General features: G+C 68.1%; 10 protein-coding genes. 5 read left to right on the top strand and 5 right to left on the bottom strand.

Features of this window, described 5'->3' with window-relative positions; all coding sequences use genetic code 11:
- The first annotated feature begins 221 nt into the window (after positions 1 to 221).
- From HWX22_RS05320 to HWX22_RS05310, 3 genes are all read left to right on the top strand, one after another.
- A complete protein-coding gene (locus HWX22_RS05320) occupies positions 222 to 1,286 on the top strand; it encodes a glycosyltransferase family 4 protein (protein ID WP_175915161.1) in 1,065 nt (354 codons plus the stop codon).
- Positions 1,287 to 1,522: 236 nt separating this feature from the next.
- Positions 1,523 to 2,323 (top strand): hypothetical protein, encoded by an 801-nt coding sequence (locus HWX22_RS05315; RefSeq protein ID WP_175915160.1) that lies wholly within the window; start codon positions 1,523 to 1,525, stop codon positions 2,321 to 2,323.
- A 37-nt stretch (positions 2,324 to 2,360) separates the two neighbouring features.
- Positions 2,361 to 2,825 carry a DUF2214 family protein gene (locus HWX22_RS05310; protein ID WP_175909689.1) on the top strand — a complete coding sequence of 155 codons (465 nt, stop codon included), beginning with the start codon at positions 2,361 to 2,363 and terminating at the stop codon, positions 2,823 to 2,825.
- 69 nt (positions 2,826 to 2,894) lie between these two features.
- On the opposite strand, the gene gudD is transcribed toward HWX22_RS05310, so the two are convergent.
- Positions 2,895 to 4,247, bottom strand: coding sequence for a glucarate dehydratase (gene gudD / locus HWX22_RS05305; protein ID WP_175909687.1), 1,353 nt, complete (start codon positions 4,245 to 4,247; stop codon positions 2,895 to 2,897).
- Between the two features lie 425 nt (positions 4,248 to 4,672).
- Between gudD and HWX22_RS05300 the strand changes: the two genes are divergently transcribed.
- Complete coding sequence (locus HWX22_RS05300; protein ID WP_059815973.1) at positions 4,673 to 5,434, top strand: FadR/GntR family transcriptional regulator; 762 nt, start codon at positions 4,673 to 4,675, stop codon at positions 5,432 to 5,434.
- 207 nt (positions 5,435 to 5,641) lie between these two features.
- Here the strand turns inward: HWX22_RS05300 and HWX22_RS05295 are convergent, their stop codons facing one another.
- The 3 genes from HWX22_RS05295 to pdxY form a co-directional block, all read right to left on the bottom strand.
- On the bottom strand, positions 5,642 to 6,790 hold the full coding sequence (locus HWX22_RS05295; RefSeq protein ID WP_059523668.1) for a branched-chain amino acid ABC transporter substrate-binding protein: 1,149 nt from the start codon (positions 6,788 to 6,790) through the stop codon (positions 5,642 to 5,644).
- 374 nt (positions 6,791 to 7,164) lie between these two features.
- A complete protein-coding gene (locus tag HWX22_RS05290; RefSeq protein WP_175909683.1) occupies positions 7,165 to 9,309 on the bottom strand; it encodes a phospholipase C, phosphocholine-specific in 2,145 nt (714 codons plus the stop codon).
- 404 nt (positions 9,310 to 9,713) lie between these two features.
- On the bottom strand, positions 9,714 to 10,574 hold the full coding sequence (gene pdxY, locus HWX22_RS05285) for a pyridoxal kinase PdxY (RefSeq protein WP_175915159.1): 861 nt from the start codon (positions 10,572 to 10,574) through the stop codon (positions 9,714 to 9,716).
- Positions 10,575 to 10,748: 174 nt separating this feature from the next.
- Here pdxY and HWX22_RS05280 point away from each other — a divergent pair, with 174 nt between their 5' ends.
- Entirely contained in the window at positions 10,749 to 11,810 is a 1,062-nt protein-coding gene (locus HWX22_RS05280; RefSeq protein ID WP_175915158.1) for an alpha/beta hydrolase, read from the top strand.
- A gap of 25 nt (positions 11,811 to 11,835) precedes the next feature.
- Here the strand turns inward: HWX22_RS05280 and HWX22_RS05275 are convergent, their stop codons facing one another.
- Entirely contained in the window at positions 11,836 to 12,834 is a 999-nt protein-coding gene (locus tag HWX22_RS05275) for an LLM class flavin-dependent oxidoreductase (RefSeq protein WP_175915157.1), read from the bottom strand.
- Positions 12,835 to 12,980: the final 146 nt, after the last annotated feature.

The raw sequence follows: 12,980 nt of genomic DNA, 5'->3' as shown, positions 1-12,980 counted from the left end.
TCGGCTCCGGGTTCGATTCCAGGTTTTTACGAACCCCTGTCAACGGGTCTTCGTTTCAAACGTTCTATGCCTGTCGCGTCGCCGACGCTCCTTGAGCAGCGCGGGTTCGACGCCCCCGGCAGGCTGATTCGTCCGACTTTCGGACGACATGCATCCAGCCCGGACCGCCGGCAGGTTGCCGACCCATACCTGGTTTTTAGCCGATTTTTTAGGAGTTACGCATGCGAATCGCCCAAATCGCTCCGTTGCACGAAGCGGTGCCCCCGAAACTGTACGGTGGTACCGAGCGAGTGGTGTCCTACCTCACCGAAGCTCTCGTCGAGATGGGGCATGACGTCACGCTCTTCGCGAGCGGCGATTCGCAAACGTCGGCGAAGCTCGAAGCGTGCTGGCCGCAGGCGCTGCGCCTCGACCCGACGATCCGCGACGTGATGGCTCCGCACATGCTGCTCCTCGAGCAGGTGCGCCGCCGTGCGGAAGAGTTCGACGTCCTGCACTGCCACATCGACTACTACCCGTTCTCGCTGTTCTCGCGCCAGCCGGTCCCGCATCTGACGACGATGCACGGCCGTCTCGACCTGCCGGAACTGCAGCCGATCTTCAACGCGTTCAGCGACGTGCCGGTCGTGTCGATCTCCGACAACCAGCGCGTCCCGCTGCCGCAGGCGAACTGGCTGTCGACCGTGTACCACGGCCTGCCGGAAAACCTGCTGACGCCGATCCCGAACGTGAAGCCGAGCTACCTCGCGTTCCTCGGCCGCATCTCGCCGGAGAAGCGCGTCGACACCGCGATTCGCATCGCCGAGCAGGCCGGCCTGCCGATCAAGATCGCCGCGAAGCTCGACAAGGCCGACCGCGCGTACTACGAAGAGAAGATCAAGCCGCTGTTCGCGCTGCCGCACGTTGAGTACATCGGCGAAATCAGCGAGTCGGAAAAGACCGAATTCCTGGGCAACGCGCACGCGCTGCTGTTCCCGATCGACTGGCCGGAGCCGTTCGGCCTGGTGATGATCGAGGCGATGGCCTGCGGCACCCCGGTGATCGCGTTCAAGCGCGGTTCGGTGCCGGAAGTGATCGAAAACGGCGTGTCGGGCTTCGTCGTCGAAGACGAACTGTCGGCCGTCGCGGCGCTCAAGCGCCTCGATACGCTGCCGCGCGAGAAGGTGCGCGCCGCGTTCGAAGCACGTTTCTCGTCGAAGGTGATGGCGCAGAACTACGTGAAGGGCTACGAAGAACTGCTGCGCCAGAAGCGCCGCACGGTGCTGCGCGAAGTCAACGCAAGCTGATGCCGGAGCGCCGGCCGCACTGCGGCTGAGGCCGTCATCGACGCCCCGTCCGGGTCACCGGCGGGGCGTTGTCACATCTGCGGCGCCGATCTGTTGTATTCTCGCCGCGCCCGGCGCCGCGAACGGCCCCGGAAGCGGTCCGGCACGCCATCCGGCCGTCTGTCCAGACGGTAATGTCCCTATAATGGCCGTGCCGCGAAATCCGGCCCCGCACGAACATCGAGAGGAGAGCAGTCTTGGCGAGATCGAAAACCACGCGCGCAGCGCCGGCCCCCGGCGCCGGCGTGATCTTCGCGTTGCGCGCGATCGGTCTCGTGCTGCTCGCGCGCTGGCTGTTCTCGATGTCCCAGATGGGCTATCGCGCGTCGCTGTCGGCGATGGTGTCGTCGCCATGGGCGTTCGTCTATCTCGTGCTGATCTTCCTGCTGCTCGCGCTGCCGGGCGCCGTCGCGCGCGCCGAGCGGCCGTTCCATCCGCTGCCGCAGTGGCTGCGACAGGCGCTGCGGGTCTTCGCGCTGATCGGTTTCCTGTTTGCCGTGTGGTCGATCGGCGCGTTCGCGTGGGCGGCCGGCTGGCGCCGTGCGCTGCACGCGGTGACGGCGACCAACGGCTGGCTCGTCGCCGCGCCGGCGCTGTATGCGGCGATCGTGTGGATGTGCCGCCCGCGGCCGCTGTGGCGCACCAACGTGGCCGCGCGCCGCTTCGCGGTCGGCCGCTACGCGATCTCGCTCGACACGCTCACGCGTACCGCGATCGTCTGGATGGAGAGCCGCAAGGTCGGCCAGTACGACGCGCGCGAACTGTCGGTCCGCTGGCCCGGCCGGAGCGCGGCCGCCGAAGCCGAGCAGGGTGCGCAGGCGGCCGCCGTGCCGCCGCGTCGCGGCAGCCTGTTTCGGCGGCCGAAGGTGGAGCTGCTGTGGGATTCGCCGGCGGCCGTCGGTCATAACCGGCAGATCGTGATGCGCGCGCCGCTCGCGACCGAGGGCGACCGCGTCGCGGTGCTCGCGCTCGACGCCGCGCTCAAGCAGATCGTCTGACAAGGCCTGCGCGGCGCGCGGGCGACAAGGAGGCGCAATGATCGTTCGCTGGTTGCTGGCAGCCGTTCACCTGATGGCGTTCGGCGTCGCGTTCGCCGCGATCGCGGGGCGCAACCGCGCGCTGCGCCGGCTCATCGCGTCGGCGCAGGCCGCCGACCTGCCCGGCGTGTTCAAGGCCGACGCGGCCTGGGGATTGTCCGCGCTGGTGCTGATCGCGACGGGACTCACGCGCGCGTTCGGCGGCTTCGAGAAGGGCGCCGCGTATTACCTTCACGAGCCGCTCTTTCACCTCAAGATGACCGCGCTCGTGCTGATCCTGCTGCTCGAGATCGTGCCGATGCTCGGGCTGATCCGCTGGCGCATCGCCGCGCGGCAGCAGCAGATGCCCGATCTGGGTCGCGCACGCACCTACGTGCGGATCGGCCACTGGCAGGCCGTGCTCGTCATGGTCATCGTGCTCGCCGCGTCGGGAATGGCGCGGGGGATCGGGGCGGCCGGCTAGGCCTGGCCGGGCAGGTGCGGCCGGCTAGTCTTTCGACCGGGCGGACCCGCCGCCCGGCTCGTCCCGTGCTCAGCGCACGAGGCAGGGGCGCTTGTTGTTGAACGTCCAACCCGGAATCAGATACTGCATCGCGGCTGCATCGTCGCGCGCGCCGAGCCCGTGCTGCTTGTACAGCTCGTGCGCGACCGCGACCGCATCCATGTCGACGTCGATGCCGAGACCCGGACGCTTCGGCACTTCCACGAGCCCGTTCTCGATCTTCAGCGGCTCGCGCGTCAGCCGTTCCCCGTCCTGCCAGATCCAGTGCGTGTCGATCGCGGTGACCTGACCGGGCGCGGCTGCCGCGACGTGCGTGAACATCGCGAGCGATACGTCGAAGTGGTTGTTCGAATGCGAGCCCCACGTGAGGCCCCAGTCGCGGCACATCTGCGCGACGCGCACCGAGCCCTGCATCGTCCAGAAGTGCGGGTCGGCGAGCGGGATGTCGACCGCCTGCAACTGCACCGCATGGCCCATCTGCCGCCAGTCGGTCGCGATCATGTTGGTCGCCGTCGGCAGCCCGGTCGAGCGGCGGAATTCGGCCATTACCTCGCGGCCGGAGTAGCCGTTTTCCGCACCGCACGGATCTTCCGCATACGCGAGCACGTGATGCAGGTCGCGGCACAGCCGCACGGCCTCGTCGAGCGACCACGCGCCGTTCGGATCGAGCGTCACGCGCGCTTCGGGGAAGCGCTCGGCGAGCGCCGTCACGGCTTCGACCTCGCGTGCGCCTTCGAACACGCCGCCCTTCAGCTTGAAGTCGTTGAACCCGTAGCGCGCATGCGCGGCTTCGGCGAGGCGCACAACCGCCTCGGGCGTCAGCGCGGCCTCGTCGCGTACGCGCGTCCAGTCGTCGGTCGCGCCGCGGCCATCGCGGTAGGGCAGCGCGGTTTGCGTGCGGTCGCCGACGTAGAACAGGTAGCCGAGCATCTCGACGCGCTCGCGCTGCTGTCCCTCGCCGAGCAGGGCGGCCACAGGCACGCCGAGATGCTGGCCGAGCAGGTCGAGCAGCGCGGCCTCGAGCGCGGTGACCGCGTGGATCGTTGTGCGCAGGTCGAAAGTCTGCAGGCCGCGGCCGCTCGCGTCGCGGTCGGCAAAGGTCCGCCGCACGTCGTTGAGCACCGCATGGTAGTTGCCGACCGGCTGACCGACGACGAGCGCGCGCGCATCCTCGAGCGTGCGGCGGATGCTTTCACCGCCCGGCACCTCGCCGACGCCGGTGCGGCCCGCGCTGTCCTTCAGGATTACGAGATTGCGGGTGAAGAACGGGCCGTGCGCACCGCTCAGGTTGAGCAGCATGCTGTCGTGGCCGGCGACCGGAATGGCTTGCAGGTCGACGATGCGCGGCGTGTCGTGGGAAGGCGAGGCAGTGACGGCGTTCATGGCGGCGATGGCGAAAGAGTGGGCAATGCCGTGCGGCAAAAGCTTTGCCGCGCGCGGCGGGAGGTGCGATCATTCGACAACCGACGTGCGCGGCGCGCAAGCCCCGCATGTCGACAGCAACCCGAAAGGGTGGGGGCGACCCGCTCGATGCCGGTGTCGCGGCAGACCGGAACAAACGCGGATGCGCGCTTCGGTCGACCGTGAAACCGGGCGCCGGCAGCCGCGCAGAAGCGCGAATGTCGGCCGATCGCGAACCACGGGACCTGGCAGGTGCTTGTACGCCGGCCTCGGTCGACAGGAGATCCGTGGCTCGATCATCAGTCGTCGGATGACTTGTGACGCAGTATAATGAATCATCGGCGTTCGCTCAAACCCCGCGTAAACCCTCGGCTCACATTACGATCATTCAAAAAGGAACCGGCCTCATGTCCGTGCCCACGCTTCCCGCAGCGCCGCGCCGTCGCGCACGCAGCCTCGCACAAGATGTCGTCGACGCGCTGACCGCGCAGATCGAAAACGGCACGCTGCGTCCCGGCGACAAGCTGCCGACCGAAACTGAAGTCATGGCGGCGCAGGGCGTCAGCCGCACGGTCGTGCGCGAAGCGATCTCGCGGATGCAGGCGAGCGGCCTCGTCGAGACGCGCCACGGCATCGGCAGCTTCGTGCTCGAACCGACGCGCCGCCAGACGCTCGGCATCGATCCCGCGACGATCACGACGCTGCGCGACGTGCTTGCCGTGCTCGAGCTGCGCATCAGTCTCGAAAGCGAATGCGCGAGCCTCGCGGCGCAGCGCGCGAACGATACCGACCTCGCCGCGCTGCGGCGTGCGCTCGACGCGATCGCGTCGGGGGCGGGCGGCGGCCGCGACACGGCCCAGCTCGATTTCCAGTTCCACCTGCAGATCGCGCAGTCCACCGGCAACCGCTACTTCGTCGACATCATGACGCAGCTCGGCGCGTCGATCATTCCGCGCACGCGCGTGAATTCGGCGCGCTTCGCCGGCGACGACCTCGAGCGCTATGTCGGCCGCCTAAATCACGAGCATGAAGATATTTACGAGGCGATCGCGCGTCACGACCCGGAAGCCGCGCGTGCCGCGATGCGCACGCACCTGACCAACAGCCGCGAGCGGCTGCGCCGTGCGCACGAAGCGGCCGAGGCGGAACGCGATACGCAGGCCAGCTGACGAGACGGCCCGCGCATTGCCGCGGGCGACGGCGAATATGCCGAAATAACATCAGTCATCGTATAAGATCGGCGCCATTGCGCCGATCGTTTTATTGCCGACTACCCATCCGTCGGTATCCGCATCGCGCGTGTGAAGGCGGGGCGGCGTTCCCGCCACGGCCCGCGCCCCGGCGGCCTGGCTGTCCAGGCCGCCCATCCCGCTCGATCAGCCTCCCTTCGTCACGATGGTCTTCCACGCACCGCTCTTCACCTGATACAGCGTCGACATCCCGCTCTTCAGCGAGCCGTCGCTCGCGAACGAGATGCGGCCGGTGACACCTTCGAAGTCGACTTTCTTCAACGCCGGGCGATAGACCTTCGGATCGGTCGAGTTGACCGCCTGCATCGCCTTGATCGCCGCCCACGCCGCGTCGTAGCCGAACTGCGCATACGACAGCACGTCGACACCGAAGCGCTTCTTGAACCGCTGCTCGAAATCCTTGCCTTGCGGCAGCTCGTCGAGCGGCCGACCGTATTCCCACGCCATCGCGCCTTCGGCGGCCGGGCCGGCGATCTTGATGAACTCGTTGTCCTTCACGCCGCCGCCGCCGACGAACTGCGCGTTCAGCCCGAGCTGGCGCATCTGCTTGATGAAGTTCGCGGCGAGCGAATCGAGACCGCCGAAGAAGATCAGGTCGGGATTCTTGCCCTTCAGGCTCGTGATCTGCGCGCGGAAGTCGACCGCCTGGTTGCTGGTGAACTCGCGGCCGATGATGTTGCCGCCGGCCGCCTTCACGGCCTTCTCGAACTCGTCGGCCTCGCCCTGGCCGAACGCGGTGCGGTCGTCGATGATCGCGATGCGCTTAGCCTTGGTCACGTCCACGGCGTACTTGCCCGCGTTGCCGGCGTTCTGGCCGTCGGTCGCGATCACCATGAACATGTTCGCGAGCCCGCGCGACGTGAGCGTCGGATTGGTCGCGGCCGGGTCGATCACCGGGATGCCGGCCTTGTCGTAGACCACCGACGCCGGAATCGTCGTGCCCGAGTTGAAGTGGCCGACCACCACCGACACGTTCTGGTCGACGAGCGCCTGGGCCGCCTGCACGCCGATGCGCGGGTCGGCCTGGTCGTCCTGTACGACGAGGTTGAAGTGCGCGGGCTTGCCGGCAATCTGGATCTTCTGCGCGGCCGCATCGTCGAGCGCGAGCTGCACGCCGTTCTGGAGATCCTTGCCGTAACCGGCGTTCACGCCGGTGAGCGGCGCGGCGAAGCCGACCTTCACGTCGGTCGAGTCGGCCGCCTGAGCGGCCTGTTGCGAGAGGAGAGCTACCGCGGATACGACCGATACCGACAACAGGGAATGACGCAATTTCATGTTCGTTCCTCTTGTTCTTACACCAGCGGGTGGATACCGCACGCAGCCGGCGGGCCGGGCGCGTGCGACGGGCGGGCGGTTCGACCGCTTCTCGGAATCGGGCGGGGAGGTCGGCATGCTGATGCTTCCCGGAAGAATCTCCCGTCAGGCTCTGCGAGGAGCCCCGATCGCCTCGATATATAGGTCGCCGATATGTGCGGGTCTTGGCAATTTGCCGCGCATTCGGTGCGGATTTGCGCATAGCTTCCACGCGAGCGCGGACGGCCGGTATCGGGAGTTTCCCGTCGCGAGCGCGACGGACGTGGGAGGCGGGCGGCGGTGCGGAGTTAGAACACGGCGCGGCCCGCCGGGGCCGCGCCGCGTCATGAGAGCCGTCAGTCGGACAGCGCGTCCGATGCGGCTTCGGCGTCGTCGTGCGCCGCGGTCGTGCGGATGGCCGGGTCGCTGGTGCTCGGGCGGCCGGTCTCGACGTGACCCGCGAAGCGGCGCTGGAAGCCGAGCGGCTTGCCGTCGCTGACGGTCAGGTCGTACCAGCCGTTGCTGCCGCGCAGGTCCCAGTAGTCGTCGACGTGCGTGCCCGGCTTGAGGTCGAACTCACGCGCATGGCCGTGGCCGTATGCGTTCGTCACCTTGAGCCGCACGGTTTTGTGGCCGCGGTTCATCAGGCGCAGCGTGATGTTGCCGTTCGCGACGTCGTAGCCGTAGATGACCTCGGGGTTGACGCTCGCGGGGCCGACCGCCAACGCGGCGGGGCTGCGGAAATGGCAATAGAAGCCGTTCGGGCCGTACACGTCGAGGTCGTACAGGCCGAGCGACGGCGCCGGGCTCCACGTGTCGGAAAGCCGCTTGCCGGCGTCGACCGTGTAGGTCCACGGGCCGTCGACGCGATTGCGCGCCTGAACCTGGAACGCCGCGCCCGCGGTGCCGGTGTTCGCGAAGGTCAGCCGGAACTGGCCGCTCGCGTTGTCGATCCGGCCGTGCACGAACAGTTCATACGGCAGCGCGCGCGCCGGACGCAGGCCGGCCTCCTGCTTCGGCAGATGCTGGACGACCGGCGGCACCGGGATGTAGTCGGGGTGACGGTTGCGGTCGGGCGGCGCGTAGCCGCTCGTGTCCGGGAGCTGCGGCCAGCTTGCGTCAGGCGTCGCGAAGTCGAACGCGGACGTCAGGTTGCCGCACACCGTGCGGCGCCACGGCGACACGTTCGCCGCGGTGACCGCGTACTGCGCGCCGAAGCGCGCTTCGATGAATTGCAGCAGCGACGTGTGATCGAAGGTCTGCGAACAGACCCAGCCACCCTTGGTCCACGGCGACACCACCAGCATCGGCACGCGCGGCCCGAGCCCGTACGGGCCGGCCATGTGCGACGCGTCGCCGGCGAACACCTCGTTGGTCGTCGCGACCGTCGACAGCCCGTTGTCGCGCGACTGCGGCGCGAACGGCGGCTGCACGTGGTCGAAGAAGCCGTCGTTTTCGTCGTACGTGATGAAGAGCGCGGTCTTGCTCCACACGTCCGGATTCGACACGAGCGCCTTCAGCACCTGCTCGATGTACCACGCGCCGTAGTTGGCCGGCCAGTTCGGGTGCTCCGAGTAGGCTTCCGGCGCGCAGATCCACGACACCTGCGGCAGCGTGCCGTTCTTCACGTCCTGCTGCAGCACGTCGAACAGCGTGCCGCCGGCGCTGATGTTGGTGCCGGTGCGCGCCTTGTCGTACAGCGGTGTGCCGGGCAGCGCGCTGCGGTACTGGTTGAAGTAGAGCAGCGCGTTGTCGCCGTAGTTGCCGATGTACGGGTTCTGCGTCCAGCCCCACGAGCCGTTCGCGTCGAGCCCCGTGCCGACGTCCTGGTAGATCTTCCACGACACGCCGGCCTGCTCGAGCACTTCCGGATAAGTCGTCCAGCCGTAGCCCTTTTCCTCGTTGCCGAGCACCGGGCCGCCGCCCGTGCCGTCGTTGCCGACGTAGCCGGTCCACATGTAATAGCGGTTCGGGTCGGTCGAGCTCGGGATCGCGCAGTGGTACGCGTCGCAGATCGTGAACGCATCGGCGAGCTGATAGTGGAACGGGATGTCGTCGCGCTTCAGGTACGCCATCGTCGTGGTGCCCTTGTTCGGCACCCACTGGTCGTAGCGGCCCTTGTTCCACGCGGCGTGCATGTCCTGCCAGCCGTGCGGCAGGTCCTGCAGGAACTGCAGGCCGAGCTTGTCGGCGCCCGGGTGGAACGGCAGCAGCTCGGCCGGACCGACCGGCTGGTGGAACACCGACTTGCCGTTCGCGAGGCGCAGCGGGCGCGGGTCGCCGAAGCCGCGGACACCGCGCATCGTGCCGAAGTAATGGTCGAACGAGCGATTCTCCTGCATCAGGATCACGATGTGTTCGATGTCTCGGATCGTGCCGGTACGGCGGTTCGCGGGAATGGCGAGCGCATCGCGGATCACGGGCGGGAACAGGTTCAGCGCGGCGGCGCCGGCAGTGCCGGCGGCGACGCGCAGGAAATCACGACGGTTCGATCGGGTCATGGTCGTTATCGTGCGTTAAAGGGGGGAGCCGGTTGGCGGGACATGCGGGAAATAACGGGCGCGTCCGCGGCGCAGGATGCGGCTGCGCCAGTCGTGCCGCCGCGAGCATAGCGAGTATTCGGTGTCATTCATGTGAAGTCCGGAAACGTTTGCACGCGCGGCATTGAACGGACAACGGCCGACGGTCGTGATGCAAGGGAAGCGGGGATGCGGACAGCGGGAAAGCGGATAGCAGAACAACAGGACAACAGGACAACAGGACAACAGGACAACAGGACAACAGGACAACAGGACAACAGGACAACAGGACAACAGGACAACAGGACAACAGGACAACAGGACAACAGGACAACAGGACAACAGAAAAGCAGATGGCGCGCGCCGGCGACGCGGATGCGGCGGCGTCAGGCGTCCGTCACCCACGCGCCGAACCATTCGCTCGGGCGCGCGATTTCATCCTGCGCGGCGACGAGTTCGAGCTCGTAGCGACGCGCGTCGTAGGTCGCCTTCACGACCGCGTGCACGGCCGCGAGCGTGTGCTCGAACGCGGCGCGCACCGAGTCGCCGCGCAGCCGGCGAGCGACGAAGATGGCGCTGGTGAGGTCGCCGACGCCGACCGGATGGCGCGGAAACGCATACAGCGGGCGCTGGCCGATCCACGCTTCGGTCTCGGTGACGGCGAGCATGTTGAAGCGGTCGGCCGGGCTGTTGCGGTCGTGCAGGTGCTTGACGAGGATGATCTTCGGGCCGCGGCAGATCAGCGCGCGGCAGGCGTCGACGGCTTCGGCGACGGTTTCGATGCGTCGCCCGGCGAGCTTCTGCAGCTCGGTGTGGTTCGGCGACATGCCGTCCGCGAGCGCCGGCATCTCCTGGACGATGAATTCCTCGACGCCGGGTTCGGGCCGGATGCCGCCCGTCTGGCCCAGCGCCGGATCGCAGAAGTACCACGCGTTCGGGTTCATCGCCTTCACCGTGCGCACGATCTCGACCGTCGCGCGCGCCTGCGCCGGCGAGCCGACGAAGCCGGACAGCACCGCGTCGCAGCGCTTGAGCGCGCCGATCGCGGCGACGCCGTCGACGAGTTGCTCCATCTTCGCGGCGTCGATCGCGCTGCCGGCCCAGTGGCCGTACTGCATGTGATTCGACAGCTGGACGGTGTTAAGCGGCCAGACGTTGACGCCGAGGCGCTGCATCGGGAACACGGCCGCGCTGTTGCCGGCGTGTCCGTAGATGACGTGCGACTGAATGCTGAGGACGTTTTTCATGAGCGTTCGCCTGCAGGCGTTTCAGGGTCACGTCACACGATACCCGAGATCGTCGCGTGCGCGGAAGTCGCGCGGTCATCGAGTGTTGCGCTCCGTCGTCAGCCCGACCGCGTAGAATCGCGGGGCGCGCAGCCGCCTGGTTGCCCGCGTGCGTTTCCCATTACCGTGATCGCCATGCCTTCGATTTGCAAGATGTTGTCCCTCGCGCGCGCCGCCGTGCTCGGCGCGGGTGTCGCTGCCGCATGCGCGACGCCAGCCACGGCCGCCGTCCCGGCGCCGGCCGGTAACGACGGGCCCGTGTACGGCCCCCGCCTGGAAGGTTTCGCCTATCCGGAGCCGGTGCACCGCTACGCGTTCGTGTCCCAGCGCGAAACCCTCGAGATGATGTACATGGACGTGCAGCCGGCGCACCCGAACGGCCGCACTGTCGTGCTGCTGCACGGGAAGAACTTCTGCGCGGCGACGTGGGAGGACACGATCGGCGTGCTGAGCCGCGCCGGCTATCGCGTGATCGCGCCGGACCAGATCGGCTTCTGCAAATCGTCGAAGCCCGAGCGCTACCAGTTCAGCTTCCAGCAGCTCGCGCGCAACACGCATGCGCTGCTCGAGTCGATCGGCGTGAAGTCGGCGACGATCGTCGGCCATTCGACGGGCGGGATGCTCGCGATGCGCTACGCGCTGATGTACCCAAAGGCGACCGAGCAGCTCGTGCTGGTGAACCCGATCGGCCTCGAGGACTGGAAGGCGCTCGGCGTGCCGCCGCTGTCGGTCGACTACTGGTATGCACGCGAGCAGAAGACGACGGCGGACGGCATTCGCCGCTACGAGCAGGCGACCTACTACGCGGGCAAGTGGGCGCCGTCCTACGAGCGCTGGGTGCAGATGCTCGCCGGCATGTATCGCGGTCCGGGCCGCGACGCGGTCGCGTGGGACTCCGCGCTGATCTACGACATGATCCTCACGCAGCCGGTGGTCTACGAACTCGGCGCGATCCGCGTGCCGACGCTGCTGCTGATCGGCGACAAGGACACGACCGCGATCGGCAAGGACGTGGCGCCGCCCGACGTGCACGCGAAGCTCGGTCGTTACCCGGAGCTCGCAAAACGCACGCAGGCGGCGATTCCCGGCGCGCAGCTCGTCGAATTCCCGGCGCTCGGGCACGCGCCGCAGATCCAGGACCCGGACGCGTTCCACAAGGCGCTGCTCGAAGGCATGGAGGCGGTGCACCCGCAGTGACGCCTGCACGGGCGCACCCGCCCGGTCAGCGGGTTTCGTTCGCGAGTTCGTCGCGGATCTGTGCCGCCAGTTCGAACGAGCGCACCCGCGCGGCGTGATCGTAGATCTGCGCGGTGATGATGACCTCGTCCGCGCCCGTTTGTGCGATCCGGTCGCGCAGCTTGTCGCGCACTGTGTCGCGCGAGCCGACGGCCGCGAACGACAGCGCGTGTGCGACGTTCGCGAGTTCGAACTCGCTCGCCTCGAGTGTGTCGACGGGCGGCGGCAGCTTGCCCGGCGTGCCGCGGCGCAGGTTGATGAACTGCTGCTGCAGCGATGTGAAGAGGCGCCGCGCCTCGTCGTCGGTATCGGCCGCGAACACGTTGACCCCGACCATCGCATGCGGTTTCGGCCACGCGGCCGACGGCCGGTACTGCGCGCGATAAAGCTCGAGCGCGCGCATCAGATAGTCCGGCGCGAAGTGCGACGCGAATGCGAACGGCAGCCCGAGCATCGCGGCGAGCTGCGCGCTGAAGAGGCTCGAACCCAGCAGCCACACGGGCACGTCCAGCCCCGCGCCGGGCACCGCGCGCACGCGCTGGCCGGGCACCGGTTCCGCGAAGTAGCGCTGCAGCTCGGCGACGTCGTCCGGAAACGCGTCGGCGCTGCCGATCAGGTCGCGGCGCAGCGCGCGCGACGTGGTCTGGTCGGTGCCAGGCGCGCGGCCGAGCCCGAGGTCGATGCGCCCCGGATACAGCGACGCGAGCGTGCCGAACTGCTCGGCGATCACGAGCGGCGCGTGGTTCGGCAGCATGATCCCGCCCGAGCCGACGCGGATCGTCTTCGTCGCGCCCGCCACGTGACCGATCACGACGGCGGTCGCCGCGCTCGCGATGCCCGGCATGTTGTGATGTTCGGCGAGCCAGTAGCGCCGGTAACCGAGACGCTCCGCGTGCTGCGCGAGATCGACGGTGTTGCGGAACGCCTGGGCGGCGTCGGCGCCGGCGGGAATGGGGGCGAGATCGAGTACGGAAAACGGAATCATGGGGTGGCCTTCGAAGGGGGTGCCCCTATGTGTTTCGTCAAGCGGTAGGGGCTGACTTGGGTTGGTAAATGGTGCCGTCGCGCAGCATGGCGAACAGGACGTCACAGCGTCGCCGTGCGAGCGCGATGAGCGCTTGGTTGTGGCGC

Source organism: Burkholderia sp. BCC1638 (genome assembly GCF_902833195.1).
Lineage (GTDB): Bacteria > Pseudomonadota > Gammaproteobacteria > Burkholderiales > Burkholderiaceae > Burkholderia > Burkholderia diffusa.
This window is presented reverse-complemented; position numbering and strand designations above follow the sequence as displayed.

Bases quoted from the DNA above. Each gene is read 5' to 3' on its own strand.
- HWX22_RS05310 (WP_175909689.1), top strand. From the start codon at position 2,361: ATGATCGTTCGCTGGTTGCTGGCAGCCGTTCACCTGATGGCGTTCGGC.
- HWX22_RS05300 (WP_059815973.1), top strand. From the start codon at position 4,673: ATGTCCGTGCCCACGCTTCCCGCAGCGCCGCGCCGTCGCGCACGCAGC.
- HWX22_RS05280 (WP_175915158.1), top strand. From the start codon at position 10,749: ATGCCTTCGATTTGCAAGATGTTGTCCCTCGCGCGCGCCGCCGTGCTC.
- HWX22_RS05320 (WP_175915161.1), top strand. From the start codon at position 222: ATGCGAATCGCCCAAATCGCTCCGTTGCACGAAGCGGTGCCCCCGAAA.
- gudD (WP_175909687.1), bottom strand. From the start codon at position 4,247: ATGAACGCCGTCACTGCCTCGCCTTCCCACGACACGCCGCGCATCGTC.
- pdxY (WP_175915159.1), bottom strand. From the start codon at position 10,574: ATGAAAAACGTCCTCAGCATTCAGTCGCACGTCATCTACGGACACGCC.
- HWX22_RS05275 (WP_175915157.1), bottom strand. From the start codon at position 12,834: ATGATTCCGTTTTCCGTACTCGATCTCGCCCCCATTCCCGCCGGCGCC.
- HWX22_RS05290 (WP_175909683.1), bottom strand. From the start codon at position 9,309: ATGACCCGATCGAACCGTCGTGATTTCCTGCGCGTCGCCGCCGGCACT.
- HWX22_RS05295 (WP_059523668.1), bottom strand. From the start codon at position 6,790: ATGAAATTGCGTCATTCCCTGTTGTCGGTATCGGTCGTATCCGCGGTA.